This is a genomic window from Roseibium sp. (assembly GCF_965229775.1).
Taxonomy (GTDB): Bacteria; Pseudomonadota; Alphaproteobacteria; order Rhizobiales; family Stappiaceae; genus Roseibium.
Genome location: NZ_OZ245929.1, coordinates 580,603 through 597,730, shown reverse-complemented (window position 1 = coordinate 597,730; position 17,128 = coordinate 580,603). Strand labels below are relative to the sequence as shown.

Sequence of the window (17,128 nt, the reverse complement as noted above, 5' to 3'; positions counted from 1 at the left end):
TCAGAGGCTTTGCAGCGTCTGGCGTGCGATGATGATCTTCTGAACGTCGGAAGCCCCTTCATAGATCCGAAGCGCCCGGATTTCGCGGTAGAGTTTTTCAACCGTCGTGCCGCTGCGCACGCCGTCGCCGCCGTGAAGCTGAACGGCCTTGTCGATCACCTGCTGGGCCTGATCCGTCGAAAACAGCTTGGCCATGGCCGCTTCGCGCGTGACACGCGGCGCACCGCTGTCCTTTGCCCACGCAGCGCGGTAGATGAGAAGCGCGGCGGCGTCGATGTCGAGCGCCATGTCCGCGATGTGGCCCTGGACCAGTTGCAGGTCGAACAGGGGTGCGCCCTGGATCTTCCGCGTTGTGACCCGCCCCAGGGCCTCGTCGAGTGCGCGCCTTGCAAACCCGAGCGCGGCCGCGGCCACCGTCGAGCGAAAGATATCAAGGACCGACATGGCGACCTTGAACCCCGCTCCCGGCGCGCCGATCATGTTTGTCTTCGGAACCCGGCAATCGGTGAAGCGGAGCGTTGCCAGCGGGTGCGGGGCGATTGTTTCGAGACGCTCGACAACTTCGAAGCCGCCCGCGTCCGGGGTCACGATGAAGGCGGAGAGACCCTTGGCTCCGGGTGCCTCACCGGTCCGGGCAAAGAGCGTGTAGACGTCGGCGATGCCGCCGTTGGAGATCCAGGTCTTTTCCCCGTTGAGGACATAGTCGTTACCATCGGGGGTCGCCGTCATTGTCGAATTGGCGACATCGGAGCCCGATTGCGGTTCCGTCAGTGCGAAGGCGGAAATCGCGCCGCCGCTGCGCGATTGCGGCAGCCAGTGATCCTTTTGCGCGTCGGTGCCGAAGAGCGAAATCGCACCGGTGCCGAGCCCCTGCATCGCAAACGCGAAATCGGCAAGCCCGTCATGGCGCGCAAGTGTTTCGCGGATCAGGCAGAGGCTGCGGACGTCGAGCTGGCCGTCAGGCGATCCGGTAAGTCTCAGGAAGCCCGCCTCGCCGAGATCGGCGACCAGCTTCCGGCAGACCGCATCCGTGTCGTGGTGGTCGAGACCACCGAGATTGGCAATGGCCCAGGCCTCAAGCTCGTCGGCCAGGGCGCGGTGACGATCGTCGAAGAAGGGCCAGCTGAGGAAGGTCCGGTCTGCCATCAGTCGCCCTCAAACACCGGTTTTTCCCTGGCCGCGAACGCTTCGTAGGCCCTGCGGAAATCGTTGCCCTGCATGCAGATGGCCTGCGCCTGGGCCTCGGCTTCGATCGCCTGTTCCAGGCTCATCGACCATTCCTGAGCCAGCATGGTCTTGGTCATGGAATTGGCGAAGGTCGGGCCGGCGGCGATGCGCGCGGCAAGGTCGACGGCCGCGCCTTCAAGCTCCGCCGCCTCGACGACCGAATTGAAGAACCCCCAGGCGTGGCCCTCATCGGCCTTCATGGAACGTCCGAGATAAAGCAGTTCCGCCGCGCGTCCCTGGCCGATAATCCTGGGCAGCATGGCGCAAGCACCCATGTCGCAGCCGGCAAGGCCGACGCGATTGAACAGGAAAGCTACCTTGGCTTCCGGCGTTGCAATACGCAGGTCGGACGCCATGGCCATGATCGCACCCGCGCCGGCACAGATCCCGTCAACCGCCGCGATCACCGGCTTGCCGCATCCGAGCATGGCCTTGACCAGGTCGCCGGTCATGCGCGTGAAGGCCAGCAGTTCCTTCATGTTCATGCGTGTCAGCGGCCCGATGATATCGTGGACATCGCCGCCGGAGCTGAAATTGCCGCCATTCGGGAGAATGACCACCGCGTGGACATCGTCGGCATAATGCAGATCCCGGAACCAGTCGCGCAGTTCGGCATAGCTTTCGAAGGTGAGCGGGTTCTTCCGCTCCGGGCGGTCGAGCGCGATCCGCGCGATGCCGTCCGAAATCTCACATCGGAAATGTTGCATGTCGCTACGCATCCGCCCGCTCCTGTTCGTTGCTCTGGGCCAGCACTCTTTCCAGTGTATCCGACAGCGCTTCGAGGTCATCAGTGGTGAGCCCTTCGAGCAGGGAATTTATCCAGCTTTCGTGGCGGCTGGCGAGGTTTTCGAACTCGGCTTCCCCCTTCCGGGTCAAACGCGCGACCTGGGCGCGCTTGTCTCCGGGCACCGCGACGCGCTGCGCCAGACCTTCCTCGGTCAGCTTGTCGACGATGCCGGTCACGTTGCCGTTGGATACCCTGAGAAACGTGGACAGGTCGCTCATCTTCAGGCCTTCGGGAAACCTGGCCAGTGCCGACATGACGTCGAAACGCGGCAGGGTCGTGTTGTGACCGTCGCGGAGCCTGCGCCGGATCTCGGCCTCGATGCCGTTCGAGGCCTTCAGAAGTTTCAGCCAGACGCGCAGACGGGCCTTGGAGAGAGTTTCGGTCCGACCGGTCACAGCTCACCTCCCGACAGGCTCAGGGCCTGACCATTGACCGACCGGGCGCCGTAAGAACAAAGCCAGCAGGCCATTTCGGCGATTTCGTCGGTCTGGATGAACCGGCCCTGCGGGTTGTCTGCCTTCAGGGTGTTTTCGGCCTCTTCACGGCCAAGGCCGGTCTTTGCCATGATGTTGTCGATCGAGCGTTCCAGCATCGGTGTCTCGACGAAACCGGGACAGATGGCGTTGACCGTGATCCCGGTTTTGGCGAGTTCCTTCGCAAGAGACTTTGTCAGACCGACAACGGCGTGTTTTGCAGCGCAGTAGGCAGTGACATAGGGATAGCCCCTGAGCCCGGCTGTGGACGCAATCGCAATCATCCGTCCCCATCCGGAGGCCTTCATGTCGGCAAGCGCCGCCTGCCAGACATTGGCGACCCCGATCAGGTTGACGGAGAGCATGTCGTGCAGAAGATCCGGCGTGGTCTTCGAAAACGGCATGCTTTCGGCGGCACCGGCATTTGCAACGACAACGTCCACCGGGCCTGCATTTTTCCGCGCGGCTTCGAAGGCGGACTTGACGGTGCCCACATCGGTGACATCGCACAGCTGGTAGGGCAGGGATTGCGCGGCCAGTGTTGCTTCGGTCCGGCCGAATATGGTGACGGTCGCACCCTTTTGCGCCAGGAGCGCAGCACAGGCCGCTCCAACGCCGCTGCCGCCACCGGTGACGATGACATGTTTGCCGGACACACTCATGCGCGCAGGATCTCCGCGTCCCGGTCCGCAAGCCTCCAGGCCTGATCCCGGCCGGCAAGATAGGGCAGGGGCCAGTCGGTTGCGTTCCTGTCGCCGATGCGGCTCGCCTCGTGCAGGGTCCAGTACGGGTCGGCGAGATGTGGACGGCCCACGGCGACAAGGTCTGCGCGTCCCGCCATCAGGATGGAATTGGCGTGGTCCGCCTCATAGATGTTGCCGACCGCCATGGTCTGGAGCCCGCCCTCGTTCCTGATCTGGTCGGAAAACGGTGTCTGGAACATGCGGCCGTAAACCGGCTTGGCATCCGGTGTCGTCTGGCCGGCCGAAACATCGATGAGATCGGCGCCGGCAGCGCGGAACATCCTGGCGATTTCAACGGCGTCCTCGGGTGTCACGCCTTCGCTGCCGACCCAGTCATTTGCGGAGATGCGCACCGACATCGGTTTTTCCTGTGGCCACACCTCGCGCATCGCCCTGAAGACTTCCAGAGGCCAGCGCATGCGGTTTTCAAGAGTGCCGCCATAGTCGTCGGTGCGGACGTTCGAGACCGGCGAGATGAAGGAAGAGAGAAGATATCCATGCGCCGCGTGGAGTTCGATCATGTCGAACCCCGCACGCTCCGCCATCTCGGCCGAGCGGACGAACTGGGCCTTGATTTCTTCCATTTCCGTCCGGCTGATCTCGCGCGGCGTCGCATTGTTCGCGGACCAGGGGATCGCGGATGCAGACACCAGTTCCCAGTTGTCCTCGGGGAGAGGAGCGTCCATCTCCTGCCAGCCGATCTGCGTCGATCCCTTGCGTCCGGAATGACCGATCTGGCAGCAGATTTTCGCATCCGTTTCGCCGTGCACGAAATCGGTGAGGCGCTTCCAGGCGCTCTCGTGTTCGGGCGCATAGAGCCCCGGGCATCCAGGTGTGATGCGGCCCTCGGCGCTGACGCAGGTCATCTCGACATAGACCAGGCCGGCACCGCCCTTCGCCCGTTCGCCATAATGGATCAGGTGCCAGTCGGTCGGAGCACCGTCGACGGCCTTGTACTGCGCCATCGGCGACACGACGATCCGGTTCTTCAGCGGCATCTCGCGCAGTTTGAACGGGGCGAACATGGGCGCACGAACCGGCGCATTCGGCGAGGCGCCGGACCGGTCCATGAACCACCTTTCCGCGGATTCAAGCCACTTCGGATCGCGTAGCCGCAGGTTCTCGTGACTGATCCGTTGCGAGCGGGTGAGCAGGTTGTAGTTGAACTGGACGGGGTCCTGATCGAGGTAGCGTTCCACGTTCTCGAACCATTCCAGCGAATTTCTCGCTGCGGACTGCAACCTGAGAACCTCGAGCCGCCGCTCCTCCTGATAGCGCTCGAACGCCGTTTCCATGTCCGCTTCGCTGTGCAGATAGTCGGCAAGCGCGATCGCGCTGTCAAAGGCGAGGCGCGACCCGGAGCCGATCGAAAAATGTCCGGTCGCGGCGGCGTCGCCCATCAGGACGACGTTCTTGTGATACCACTTCTCGCAGATCACGCGCGGGAAGTTCATCCAGACCGCGGAGCCGCGCAGATGGGCGGCGTTAGACATGAGGTCGTGGCCGCCAAGGTATTTCTCGAAGATTTTGCGGCAGGTTTCGACGGTCTCTTCCTTCGACATGTCGGCAAAGCCCCAGCCGTCCCATGTCGGCTGAAGGCACTCGACGATGAAGGTCGCGGTGTTGTCGTCGAACTGGTAGACATGCGCCCAGATCCAGCCGTGTTCGGTTTTCTCGAAGATGAAGGTGAAGGCGTCGTCGAATTTCTGATGTGTGCCCAGCCAGATGAATTTGCACAGGCGGGTGTCGATGTCCGGCTTGAAGACATCTTCGTATTCGGTGCGGACCTTCGAGTTGATCCCGTCGCAGGCGACAACGAGGTCGTAGTCCTGGCGAAAGGTTTCGGCGTCTTCGAATTCGGTTTCGAAACGCATCTCCACGCCGAGTTCGCGCGCGCGCTCCTGAAGAAGAACAAGCATCTGCTTGCGGCCGATCCCGGCAAAGCCGTGGCCGCCGGACACCGTGCGGACACCGTTGTGTTCCACGGCGATGTCGTCCCAGTAGGCGAAGTGATCGCGGATCGCCCGGGTGCTGACGGGGTCATTGCCCTCCATGCGGCTGAGCGCATCGTCCGACAGCACAACGCCCCACCCGAAGGTGTCGTTGGCGCGGTTGCGTTCCAAAACGACGACGTCGTGCGACGGGTCGCGCAGTTTCATGGATATCGCGAAATAGAGACCCGCCGGCCCACCGCCCAAACACGCAATCTTCATCAGATCCTCCACATGACGCGAGCCCCATCATCACGCTCAGCGAACCACGTTTCGGAATTTACTTCAAGTCTAAAATTTCAAACTTAAAATAAATGTGCCGATGCCTGTATACGCGTCGCCGAGCCCGGCTTGCAGGTGGCCCTCAGACGGGTTTGACCCTGCGGCTGACCTGGCCGCGGATCCAGGTCAGGAATTCGGCAGCAGGCGGGCTGATCCGGCCCGGCGGCGTTGCCAGGTAGTAGTTGTGTTCGGAATTGTCGGTTACCGATGCCAGGTTAACGAGTGCGCCAGAGGCAAGCTCGGTCTCGATCAGATAGGTCGGCAGGATCGCGGCCCCCATGCCGCTGCTGGCGGCGGCAATCACCAGCGAGAACCTGTCGAAATAGCTGCCGACCTGGACATGGGCGGAGGTACCGGGCACCGATTTCTGGAACACTTTCCAGAGGTGCGAGCGCGCCGTCATGTGAAGCAGCGGCAGCTTCAATATGTCGGACGTCCGCTCAACGGGACTGCTCGCCAGTAGCGACGGTGCGGCAACCACGATCAGATCTTCCGGACACAGCGGACTGAGTTTGGCGCCGGGCCAGTCGTTCGCGCCGAAATGGATTGCAACATCGATGCCTTCCTCGACAAGGTCGAAAGGCTCGGAACGGCTGTGGACCATCAGGTCCAGGTTCGGGCGCAGTTCCTTGAAGTGCTTCAGCCGGGGTACGAGCCAGCGCGTTGCGAAGGAGGGCAGCGCCGCGATGGTCAGGAGTTCCTGGGTGCCGCCCGCGGCGACCGCCTGGCTGATTGTCCGCCGCAGCCGCGACAGATCGGAGAAAACACCCTCGGCGAGCGATTTGCCGGCCTGCGTGAGCCGGATGCCGCGACCTTCCCGCCGGAACAGCGGCGCGCCGATCTGGTCCTCCAGTTCCTTTACCTGACGGCTGACGCCGCTTTGCGTCAGGCCAAGCTCTTCGGCGGCGGCGGTGAAGCTCTGGTGTTTCGCGGCGGCTTCGAAGCAGCGCAGGACCGAAATGGTGGGGATTGGGAAGTCACGTTCCATGGCTTTGCAAACCTATGAGTTATAGTCATGAAAATAACTATTTTTCAGGTGTTATTGTGCAGGTCAAGGAGAGTTATCCTGACATTCATCACTCTCGGGGGAGTTTGCAGATGGACAAGATAGCTGTTCTGGGCCTTGGCAAGGTTGGTGCGCTGGCAGGTGAACTCCTCCACGACAGCGGTTTTGACGTGACCGGCTTCGATACGCACGCAAATGCCGATCTGCCGTTTGAAACCCGCCATGTCGACGTCAGCAATCTGGACGCCCTGCGGAACGCCCTTTCCGGTTCGCATGCCGTGCTTTCCTGCCTGCCCTATTTCCTGAATGTCGGCGTGGCCAGTACGGCGCATGAACTGGGTCTTCATTATTTCGATCTGACCGAAGACGTTCCGACGACCAAGGCGATCATGGAACTTGCCAAATCCTCGAAAGGGCTGATGGCGCCGCAATGCGGGCTGGCGCCCGGCTTTGTCGGGATCGTCAGCGCCAGCCTGATCGAGGAGTTCGAGAGCTGCCGGTCCTGCCGCATGCGGGTCGGTGCCCTGCCGCAGAACCCCACCGGGCTGATGGGCTATTCCTTCAACTGGTCGCCGGAAGGCGTGGTCAACGAGTATCTCAACGACTGCGAGGTTCTCGAGGACGGCGAGATCAAATGGGTCTCGCCAATGGAATGGATCGAAAAGATCGTCATCGGCGGCATCGAACTGGAAGCCTTCACCACTTCCGGCGGCCTTGGCACCATGTGCGAGACCTACAGGTCGCGCGTGCCGAATATGGACTACAAGACCATGCGCTATCCGGGCCACGTCCAGCTGATGAACTTCTTCTTCCACGAACTTCTGATGCGCGACCGGCGCAAGGAAGCCGGTGAGATCCTTGTGAACGCGAAGCCGCCGGTGAGCGATGACATCGTCTACATCCACGTGGCGGCCGAAGGCGAACGGGACGGGCGCACTCTGCGCAAGGAGTTCGTCAGGGGCTTGAAGCCGATCGAGATTGCGGGCCGCGAACGGACCGCAATTGCCTGGACGACCGCGTCTTCGGTCGTTGCGATCATCGAAATGGTGCGAGACGGTGCGCTGCCCGCAAAGGGCTTTCTCAAACAGGAAGATGTGCCGCTTGAAGCCTTCCTGAAAACAAAGAACGGCGCGCGCTACAGCGGCTGACAACACACAGGAGAAACAGTCATGGAGCACGCAGAGGTTCTGCGCGCGCTCGGCTTTGCCGAGCGCGATCTCGCGGGTGGCAGTCTGGCGGTCACCTCGCCGATCGACGGGGTGAGCGTTGCCGCGATTGCGGAAACGCCGATTGGAGACATGGACGCCGTGATTGCGCGCGCGCAGTCGGCTTTCCGGAGCTGGCGTGTCCTGCCTGCGCCGCGCCGCGGCGAGCTTGTCCGGCTGCTGGGCGAGGAGCTGCGCGCTGCCAAGGAAGATCTCGGCGCGCTGGTCACCCTGGAAGCGGGCAAGATCACCTCGGAGGGGCTCGGTGAAGTCCAGGAGATGATCGATATCTGTGATTTCGCCGTCGGTCTGTCGCGCCAGCTTTACGGTCTCACCATTGCCTCGGAACGGCCGGGTCACAAGATGTCGGAAACCTGGCATCCGATGGGGCCCTGCGGCGTGATCACGGCGTTCAATTTTCCCGTCGCCGTCTGGTCCTGGAACACCGCGCTCGCGCTCATTTGCGGCAACCCGGTGATCTGGAAGCCGTCCGAAAAGACCCCCCTGACCGCGCTGGCCTGCAAGCGCATCTTCGACAAGGCGGTTGCCCGGTTCGGCGACGATGCACCGGAAGACCTGATGCAGGTCGTCATCGGCGGTTCCGAAATCGGCGAAGTGCTGGTGAACTCGAAAGACGTGCCGATCCTGTCCGCGACCGGGTCGACGCGCATGGGCTCCATTGTCGGACCGAAGGTTGCCGCGCGCTGGGGACGACCGATCCTGGAGCTTGGCGGCAACAATGCCATGATCGTTGCGCCGTCCGCCGATCTTGAAATGGCTGTCCGCGCCATCGTCTTTTCCGCAGTCGGCACCGCCGGGCAACGGTGCACATCGCTGCGCCGGCTGATCGTGCACAGGTCAATCAAGGACGATCTGGTAAAGAAGCTGGTCAAAGCATATGGCAGTCTGCCGATCGGAGATCCGCGCACCGAGGGAACGCTTATCGGTCCCCTGATCGACAATGCCTCGCTTGAGGCGATGCAGACGGCCCTGAAAAATGCCCGTGCTGAAGGCGGCACGGTGCATGGCGGCGCACCTGTTTCAAACGGTGTGCCGGGTGGCGCCTATGTCGCGCCCGCGCTGGTCGAAATGCCGGGCCAGACCGCGACCGTGAAAACGGAAACCTTCGCGCCGATCCTCTACGTGATGGAATACGAGCATCTGGAGGAAGCAATCGCACTGCAGAACGATGTGCCGCAGGGACTGTCGTCCTGTATCTTCACGCTCAACATGCGCGAAGCCGAAACCTTCCTGTCGGCGACCGGTTCCGATTGCGGGATCGCCAATGTCAATATCGGCCCGTCCGGTGCAGAGATCGGCGGTGCGTTCGGCGGCGAAAAGGAAACGGGGGGCGGGCGCGAATCCGGTTCGGATGCATGGAAGGGCTACATGCGCCGCCAGACCTCGACGGTGAACTATTCTGCCGAGCTGCCGCTTGCCCAGGGCGTCAGGTTCGACTTCTAGAAACAGCAAGGCCCGCTGCCAGGCGGGCCTATTCTTTCCGTGAGCACGACAGGCTCTAGCTGGGTTCTTCGTGGTCGTAGAAGAAGAGAACTCTCAGAAAACCGCCATCGACGCCCTCCCTGTCCGCCTCCAGCGTCACCGCCATCTCGAAATCCCGCTGAACCCGAAAAGGTTCCCGCACGGCGACCCGTGCCTCGTAGTTTCCATCCTGGAAATCGAGCAGGAGATCGGTGACCGGTGCCGGGGTGCCGGCCAGGTTGTCCTCGAGGCTGAATTTCTTGATCACCACATGCTTGCTGCCTTCAGCGTGGGTCTGCGGAATGTAAACGAAACCCACGCCGACAACATTCATGATGCCGGGCACCAGCGCAGGCGCCTTGGTTTCGGCGGCCTTGATGTCGTCAATCACAAATTCCCCGGGTTCATAAGGGGCGCATTGATCGAGATTTACGGACTGGACTTCTGCCATCTGCTTATCCTTGATTTGTTTGGCCGTTGAGAGCGTCACCGGTCCGTTGTCACGGTTCCGGCGGGTCTGCCAAGGCGCGTTGTCAGGAATTCAGGCGTCCGGACCTGTGCGCCATCTGCATGTTGGCGGCATAGGAATTCGGTGACCTCCGGCCCGGCAGATTGGCCTCCAGGATCAGGTTCTCGAGCAGTCCGTCCTCGATCGTGATTTCCGCGGTTCGGGTCAGCTTGTTCATGCGCCAGAACTTGAGGGGCCGGTCCTTCGGCACATAGTTGCCCGGGAGGTCCTCGCCTTCACCGGAGACGATCATGATTTTCGGCTTGGGCAGGTCATACTGACGGCCTTCATAGATATAGGCCTTGACCAGTGCGATCTGGCTGCCGGGAGCAGACAGGAGCTGGATCGAGATGCGGCTGGCCGCGTTCGCGCCGGTGTCGATCTTCACATCGGCGGCCTTCTCGTTCTTGATCCAGGATATGTTCATGCCGACCAGGATGATCTCGGCGGGATCGTAGTACGGGTCCGGTTGGATTGTCGGGAATTGCCCGTTGGAAGTCTCGTCAGTCATCTCTAAGTCCCCCTTCTCGTTTTCATGCCGCGTGTTTTCAGGTGCGAATGACGATTTCCCGCCATTCCAGGTTTTCCATCAGGATGTCTCCGGCGTCCGGTTCGCCCATCTCGTCGAACTGGTCCGCGATTGCCGCGCCCGCGACCGCATAATTGAGCGTGTCCGGATCCAGGGTGCTCCACGAACGGGCGATCGCCGAACCCAGCAGGTCGCGCGCGTTTTCAAGGGTCGATTTCAACAGGAAGGAGCGGGCGGCGAACGCCTCGGCGAACCGGGTGCCGATCAACTCGATTTCGTGGTGGTCGAGTTCAAACAGGCGGTCGTGACTGACTTCCTTGGGAAGATCGACAAGACCCTGGTCCACCGCGTCGCGGTGATAGAGTTCCACAAGCGTATCGAAGATGGCGCCGGTGAACGGCTTGGAAAGGTCGTGAACCGCATCGCTTACCGTACTCATCTTGCGGTCGTTGCTGGCCGTGCGGATCTGCTTGTCTCCTGCCAGTTCCGCGATCCGGTTGAGTTCGTTCATGGTCAGCAGGTTGCCGTTGGTCGACCTGAGCAGGCGATCAAGCACGCTGTCGAAATGCAGCAGCGAGATCAGGGCGATCAGATCGGAGACGCTTTCGTGATAGCCGAAATATTGCCGTCCTGCGCTTCCGGTCGGCGTGCCCATCTCGGCGAAGATCAGGGCATGGCCGAATTCATGCGCAATCACGTCGAAGTTCAACGCATAGGGCAGGGCGTTTTCCCGGTCACCGCGCTCGATGCCGAATTCCATGTAGCCGTAGCCGGACTGGGCGTTGTGCCAGTTGACCTGCGGAATGATTTCCAGGCGCTCATAGGTCTGGGCGAAGTGCCAGATGATCTCGTGACCGAGATAGCTTTCCCAGATATCGAGTACGCGCCTGAGCGTGGCGAAGACATGCGCACAGACAAACTCCCGGCTCTGCGGGTCGAGATGATCGAAGTGGCCGTCGGGTCCTGCCTCGGCGGGCGGGAAACGGTCGCCGATGAAGGGCGGCTGGTAGGGATATTCGTAGACCGGTTTTTCAAAAAGCGGATCGACGACATACATGCGCCGGTCGGCAGGGCCGGATTTTATCTCGGCCGGCGGCGTGCTGATCCAGACCGTCTCTGGTTTTTCGTAGCCGGTCAGGTGCGGTACCTGAGGATAGATGAGGAACCGCGTTCCCAGACTTCCCGTCTTGGGCGAGACTGACTGCTGGTCCACATAGATACTCAAATCGGCCTCGAAGAGACGGTTGTAAAACCATCCGGTTGGAGCAGTGAAATCAGGTTCGAATTTCGTGCGGTGCTGCTTTTATTTCCTTGGAACGACAGGATTATTTTCGATTCATCGCCAGTGCAGACTTTTTACTCTAGGTAATTTTTAAAGGCTGTCAATGAACGTCAAGCGTGTGTATCGGGAAACCGCCGTCAGCCAGATCATGCAGGAACGCGTCGGTGTAGACAAATCCGGCGCCGGACAAGGGGTGAGGCCAGTTGTCGTCCAGCTGGCGCTGCCGTAGCTCCCGGAGCAGGGTCAGCGCGTCCCGTTTCTTTTGCGACCAGCCGGGACGGCAGATGCTTGCCACGACATCGGTGCGCTGTTGCTGCGGGAGATCCCTGGCGATGTTCGCGAATGTCCGTTCGGTATAGTGAAGCTCCCGGGCGTTCTGCAGCAGGATCTGCGCAAGGCTGCGTGAAACCAGGCCGCTCCGGCAGGCGCGCTTGATGCCCTGCCTGAGATCGACAAGCGCCTCGGTGAGTGCTCCGGCACCCAGTTCGGGCGGTGCGTGAAGGACGGCGACCGCGTCGTCCGGAAGAAGCGGAAAACGGCGGAGCCACCGGTAGATTACCCCACGGCCGTGCATGCCGCAGCTCCAGAGCTCAGCAGCCCGCAAGGCACCCATGCTCGAGGCGCCGAAAACGATCGCGCCCCGGGACATTGCCCAGAGGATCTCCTTGTGCCTGACCGCGGGTACGCCCTGAAACAGGCCGTCGATCAGAGCGATGACGCAGGGCCCGTGTTCCTTGACCGCCGCGACGATATCGCCTTGTGCGGCGGGGCCCGACAGATGCGTCCTGAGGCCTTCGGGAAACTCCGTTTCGCTGACACTGGGACCGGCAAAGACGATCACGGGGAGTGTGCGGCGGTTCACGTCACGGGCTCCCCGTGTGCGAGCGTGACGACACGCACGATGTGGAGCGGGATTGCTTCTTCGGCCATCAGGGAAACCGCAATCGCCTGGAACCCCTCCTTGTGCAGTGCCTGTGCGAGCGCCTGCGGGCTTGCCTCTGGCGGTGGATCGATTGCCGGCGCGGTGCTGCCGGTTCCACCACGCATTTGTGCGCGCTCGAAGTCGACAAGCGCCTGGTCGATCCGTTTCGGATAGAACTGGCGGGTGATGTCTTCCCGGCTTCCCGCGATGACGGACGCCCGTGTCTGGACCGCCTCCAGAAACGCTGCGATGGCCGCCTCCGCATAAGACGTGCGGCAGGCGAAGCCGTCGGCGTGAAACGGCAGCGACGTCGGCGCGTTCCTGTCGTCGAGCACACGCGCCCAGACAACAGGCAGGCCGCCCGCGTGCGGACAATCGTAAAGGGCGCAGAGCAGACCGGAGTTCTGCAGCTGTGCGACGAGGCTGTCCAACGTCTTATCCGCCAGCGTCTCGACCGCGAGCCGTTGCTTTTCGAAGAACCCGTGTATCCTCATGGCTCGGGCCGTGCCCAGTCGCTCAAGCGTCTCGAAGAGAGCCTGCACGAGCGCTTCTTCCGGGGTTGCGCCGCCGCCGAGCCCGGTGGTCGTTCTGATGAATGGTGACGCTGCATGCGGCGAGCCGGGTGTGAAGTCGGTGCTGACAAGGGCAACGGGCAGGCGCACCGTCTCGCCGGAGACAAGATCGGTTCCGGACACGAAGGGCAGCGGCGCTCGGGTCCAGTCATCAGGCAAGTCCGGCAAGAGATGGTGGGCGAGCTTGCTGCCCGCGTCGGGCCCGTAGACAGCGTCCGGAGAGACGGGCGGTGCGGCATCCGAGGTTATTGTTTCGGCGGCTTCCGTTTCGAGCGCTTCCACAATGGCCGAAACAGCGGCTTGCTCCAACTGCAGCCCCTTGCCCTGATTGACGGCATTCGATCTTGCCAGAGGCCGCACGGCCTGAACAACGGGAATGCCAATCCTGTCGAGACCGGTTATGTCGGCCAGCCGGGTGATGCCGAATGACCCAAGGTGTCCCTTCAAGCGGTTCAGATAAGTGTCAGCGCTGAAGAGACGGCCCGTTTCCCGGGGATGGGACCCAGCGGCAGTCGTCACTTCAGCAATCCCGCCAGCAGGCTGAGAGCACGGTCCCGCTCCAGACCGCTTTCCAGGTCGGCCAGGAGATCGCCCAGCCGGTCGCCCAGTTCCGGCCCCTTGCCATGATCGGGAAGCAGAACCGCCCGGTCCGTCAGGGTGCGCAGCAGGAGCACGGTCGCGTTCTGCTGGCCGGCGATGTCTTCCGCCCTGGCCAGATCCAGTTCGATCTGCTGTTCCTTGAAGTCGGACGCACTGCGCAGCCTTGCCCGGCGCCGATAGAGTTCGGCCAGCCAGAAGGCGTGTCCGGCGGTTTCTGCGCGCTCGATCGCCGAGCTGATAAGGGCGATGCCGTCGGCATGACGCCCGAGCTGCCCATCGAGTTCGGCAGCCATTTCCAGGTAGACCGGAAAATCCTCCTCCGTGCCGATTTCCTGCTGGATCGACAGGCCCTGCGCCAGGATTTCCCTGCCCTTGCCCGGATCGCCCGCCATGCCGTTTGCCCAGCCGCCGAAAATCAGGCTTTTTGCTTCCAGCGACTTGAGATCGTGCTCGGTGGCCGTGTCGCGCATCTTCCGTGCGAACCGTGCGACCTGGTCGATGTCGCCCCTGTAGCGATGCAGCATGATGCCGATATCAAGCGCGTGACAGTTGCTGCCGACATGATCGATGTGCCGCGCCCAGTCTTCTGCCGCATCCATGTGCTGAAGCGCGGTTTCGGTCTTGCCCATGAACCAGGACGACAGGGCTTTTTCACCGAGCCCGCACACCTTCGCGTCGTGTCCGCCGTAGCGGGTCCGGTGGTCGAGTGCCTCGTCTTCGCTGTAAAGCTCGAGACCCTTTGAAATTGCATTCAGGCAGTCCGCATGCTGACCCGTGTTGAAGGCCGTTGCCCACCGGCAGTGAAGGGCCTGCAGTTCGACTTCCTTGTTGTTGGACCCCGCAAGGTCCGCAAGAAGCATTTCGGCCCGTTCCCGCTGTGCCTGAAAATTCGGAGCCGTGAACCACCAGCCCCAGTAGAGGGGAAAGCCGGTGGACCGATCCGTATCCGGATTGTCATGCAGAAGCTCCACGCCGCGCTGGTAGAGCTTGGAGGCTTCAGGCGACCCAGCGCCGTCCAGCATGGCAACGACCGGCCCCAGCAGTTTCACGATCTCGAGCTCGAGCGTGTTTGCCGCCGGCTTGTCCTTGAGCTTGGCCGTGAGTTCACCGGCCCGCGTTAGCAGCGTGCGTGCTTCCTGGAGAGCCGACTGCGACGAGGCGGACCGCGCTGCGTCGATATAGTGGCCCACCGCCTCGGTCCGCAGCTGCGCCTGTTCCGCGTGCGCTGCAAGTTCCGCACTCGTGAAGGCTTCGCCGAGTTCGGCGTCTTCGGTGACGATCTTGTAGAGCGCGGAGTGAAGCGTACGCTTGTTCGAGCGCAGCAGGCCGGAATAGGCGGCCTGTTGCACCAACACATGCCGGAACCGGTACGACGTTTCGAATTCGCTTGCCTGCTGTTCGATGAAGCCGCCGGCGACGAGCTCATTCAGGCTTTCCTCGGCACCAGCCGGGTTGCCCGTTGTCGACAGGAGCGCGACGAGCGTCAGGACGTTGAAACTGCGGCCGATCACGCTGGCGGCCTGGGCGACGAATTTCGAAGGCCCGAGCGCGGCAAGACGGGCGGCCAGAAGGTCCTGGAGGCTGGCGGTTTCGTCGGATTCGAACAGCTTCTCCCACATGCCTTCGTCCAGGGCGTCGTCGGCGTTCCGGTCCAGGACGAAACGGGTCAGTTCTTCGGCAAAGAGTGGAACGCCGTCACAACGGGCGACGATGGCATCGATGAGTTTTTCCGGCAGATGAGTTGCGCCGGCAAGATTTTCGATCAGTTCCACGAGGCTGTCGGAGCCGAGACGGGTCAGTCCCAGGGTGCAAAAGTTGCCCGCCGCCTTCCAGTCATCGTCAGGCGGATTTCTCGACGTGACGATAACGAAGACGGAGGCGTCCTGGATCCGCCCGGCCAGTTGTGCGACCACCTCGAGCGTCTGGCTGTCTGCCCAGTGCAGATCCTCGATTTTCATCACGCAGGGTTTTGCGCTGGCGATTGCCATGACCGCGTCGACGAGCGTTCCGACGGCGGAATGGGCGTCGCCCGGGCCGTCCGCCTCCTGGTCCTGCTGGTCCGGTGAAAGCGGCGCGATCAGGAAGGCAAGCGATTCAAAGAACTCGTCCGGATGATCGCCGGGCAGCGACAGTGCGCTTCGGATCGCGCCGGCGGACGGCGCGTCGAAATCGAAGGTCGCGTCGTGCCTTTGCAGAACGGCGCGCAGGCTGCGCACGATCGGGTAATACGGCGTTTCCTGGCTTGTCGGCTCGCATTGAAAATCAAGCACATGGGCATCGTCCGACCGCCCGGCTTCCACCACCTGGTGGCAGAGACGGGATTTTCCGATGCCCGGTTCGCCGTGGATAAACAGAAACTGGCCGTTTCCTTCCAGCGCCTGTTGCCATTGCGACTTGGCCCCGGCGAGCTCGGTTTGCCGCGCCACGAACGGCTGTTCGTTGTTGCGCAGGGTTTCGAAGCGGTCGACCGTCTTGCGGCGGCCAAGCGGTTGCCACAGCGCATGCGGTTCGTTGAACCCCTTGAGGTCCCGGGCGCCGAGGCTTTCATAATGAAACAGCCTGCGCGTGGCCTTGTAGGTCGCGTTGGAGACGGCGACCGTGCCGACATTCGCCTCGCCCTGGATCCTGGCGGCCAGCGTGGGTGCAATTCCGATGATCTCGTCGCGTGTCGCAAGAGCGCCGCTGCCGGCCTGGCCGGCGACCGCCGAGCCGGTGGCAATGCCGACCCTGATCCTGACCGGTACATCAAAATCGTCCTGTGCCTTCGCACATTCATTGAGGATTGCCAGGCCGGCCAGAACGGCCTGAAGCGGAGCGTCCTCGCTGGCCACCGGATATCCGAAATAGGCGGAGCCACCGTCTCCCATCAGAAGGTCCAGATGACCGCCATTTGCGGCAATCGCGCGGTGTGCCGCCTGGTGGACGGCTTGCTGGATCTCCCGGAAATCCTCGACATCCATATTGTTGACCATGGTTGTCGAGCCGACCATGTCGTAAAAAAGCGCCGTGATCTGACGGCGTTCACCTTTCTCGATATCGAGGTCTATCGACATATTCCGTGTCATTCCCAATTTCGAACAGGAACACCGTTCCAGCGCGGTTCTGCCCGTATTTTCACTACTTCACACACCAGCGCAGGCTGAGCCAAGCCCAACTCCGGTCGTAAAGTATAAAAAGATGCCCTAAGGGAGAGTTTAGCAGACGCAAGCGAAAGCAAAACATAACACTTTGTTAGATATGCGATTATCGTTGATTTGCGGCCAGTTCCGCCGCGGCGCGTCCAAGAATTCGCGCGAGCTGCCGCATTTCCCGGCGAAGGGGCTTCGCAAAAATGTCAGGTCGGACTTGGGCCTGCAGCGGGGCGGTGAAGGTTTTTCGATGTGCAGTTCCGGCGCAGAGGGGGCGTTGGGGCGAAGCGCAGCGAAGGACCGGAACGAGCCCTTATCGGAACTCAATCCATGCAACGCGAAGCCTGAAAGCACGCTCCATCGATCTTCGAAACGTTTTCGGAAGGAATTT

General features: G+C 61.9%; 14 protein-coding genes. 2 read left to right on the top strand and 12 right to left on the bottom strand.

Annotated elements, in window-relative coordinates; all coding sequences use genetic code 11:
• The 6 genes from ACO07N_RS02550 to ACO07N_RS02525 form a co-directional block, all read right to left on the bottom strand.
• On the bottom strand, positions 1-1,146 hold the full coding sequence (locus tag ACO07N_RS02550) for an acyl-CoA dehydrogenase family protein (RefSeq protein WP_421979522.1): 1,146 nt from the start codon (positions 1,144-1,146) through the stop codon (positions 1-3).
• The gene (locus ACO07N_RS02545) at positions 1,146-1,946 is read right to left on the bottom strand and encodes an enoyl-CoA hydratase family protein (RefSeq protein ID WP_421979521.1); all 801 of its coding nucleotides are present in this window, start codon (positions 1,944-1,946) and stop codon (positions 1,146-1,148) included. Before ACO07N_RS02545 ends, ACO07N_RS02550 begins: the two co-directional genes overlap by 1 nt.
• Positions 1,939-2,409: a MarR family winged helix-turn-helix transcriptional regulator gene (locus tag ACO07N_RS02540; RefSeq protein WP_421979520.1), complete on the bottom strand. Its 471-nt coding sequence runs from the start codon at positions 2,407-2,409 to the stop codon at positions 1,939-1,941. The genes ACO07N_RS02545 and ACO07N_RS02540 overlap by 8 nt, the downstream gene beginning before the upstream one ends.
• Positions 2,406-3,149 (bottom strand): SDR family NAD(P)-dependent oxidoreductase, encoded by a 744-nt coding sequence (locus ACO07N_RS02535; RefSeq protein WP_421979519.1) that lies wholly within the window; start codon positions 3,147-3,149, stop codon positions 2,406-2,408. Before ACO07N_RS02535 ends, ACO07N_RS02540 begins: the two co-directional genes overlap by 4 nt.
• Positions 3,146-5,443: a bifunctional salicylyl-CoA 5-hydroxylase/oxidoreductase gene (locus ACO07N_RS02530; RefSeq protein ID WP_421979518.1), complete on the bottom strand. Its 2,298-nt coding sequence runs from the start codon at positions 5,441-5,443 to the stop codon at positions 3,146-3,148. The genes ACO07N_RS02535 and ACO07N_RS02530 overlap by 4 nt, the downstream gene beginning before the upstream one ends.
• A gap of 142 nt (positions 5,444-5,585) precedes the next feature.
• Positions 5,586-6,491 carry a LysR substrate-binding domain-containing protein gene (locus ACO07N_RS02525; protein ID WP_421979517.1) on the bottom strand — a complete coding sequence of 302 codons (906 nt, stop codon included), beginning with the start codon at positions 6,489-6,491 and terminating at the stop codon, positions 5,586-5,588.
• 104 nt (positions 6,492-6,595) lie between these two features.
• On the opposite strand from ACO07N_RS02525, the gene ACO07N_RS02520 reads away from it, so the two are divergent.
• Together ACO07N_RS02520 and ACO07N_RS02515 are read left to right on the top strand one after the other, a co-directional pair.
• A complete protein-coding gene (locus ACO07N_RS02520; RefSeq protein ID WP_421979516.1) occupies positions 6,596-7,657 on the top strand; it encodes a saccharopine dehydrogenase C-terminal domain-containing protein in 1,062 nt (353 codons plus the stop codon).
• Positions 7,658-7,678: 21 nt separating this feature from the next.
• Positions 7,679-9,178 (top strand): aldehyde dehydrogenase family protein, encoded by a 1,500-nt coding sequence (locus tag ACO07N_RS02515; protein ID WP_421979515.1) that lies wholly within the window; start codon positions 7,679-7,681, stop codon positions 9,176-9,178.
• Between the two features lie 55 nt (positions 9,179-9,233).
• Here the strand turns inward: ACO07N_RS02515 and ACO07N_RS02510 are convergent, their stop codons facing one another.
• From ACO07N_RS02510 to ACO07N_RS02485, 6 genes are all read right to left on the bottom strand, one after another.
• Positions 9,234-9,647: a hypothetical protein gene (locus ACO07N_RS02510; protein ID WP_421979514.1), complete on the bottom strand. Its 414-nt coding sequence runs from the start codon at positions 9,645-9,647 to the stop codon at positions 9,234-9,236.
• An 82-nt stretch (positions 9,648-9,729) separates the two neighbouring features.
• Positions 9,730-10,215, bottom strand: a complete 486-nt coding sequence (locus tag ACO07N_RS02505; RefSeq protein WP_421979513.1) for a hypothetical protein — start codon at positions 10,213-10,215, stop codon at positions 9,730-9,732.
• A gap of 37 nt (positions 10,216-10,252) precedes the next feature.
• Positions 10,253-11,458, bottom strand: a complete 1,206-nt coding sequence (locus tag ACO07N_RS02500; RefSeq protein WP_421979512.1) for a hypothetical protein — start codon at positions 11,456-11,458, stop codon at positions 10,253-10,255.
• Between the two features lie 157 nt (positions 11,459-11,615).
• A complete protein-coding gene (locus ACO07N_RS02495; RefSeq protein ID WP_421979511.1) occupies positions 11,616-12,377 on the bottom strand; it encodes a TfuA-like protein in 762 nt (253 codons plus the stop codon).
• Positions 12,374-13,528, bottom strand: a complete 1,155-nt coding sequence (locus tag ACO07N_RS02490; RefSeq protein ID WP_421979510.1) for a YcaO-like family protein — start codon at positions 13,526-13,528, stop codon at positions 12,374-12,376. The genes ACO07N_RS02495 and ACO07N_RS02490 overlap by 4 nt, the downstream gene beginning before the upstream one ends.
• Positions 13,525-16,674: an AAA family ATPase gene (locus tag ACO07N_RS02485; protein WP_421979509.1), complete on the bottom strand. Its 3,150-nt coding sequence runs from the start codon at positions 16,672-16,674 to the stop codon at positions 13,525-13,527. The genes ACO07N_RS02490 and ACO07N_RS02485 overlap by 4 nt, the downstream gene beginning before the upstream one ends.
• Between the last annotated feature and the right edge of the window lie 454 nt (positions 16,675-17,128).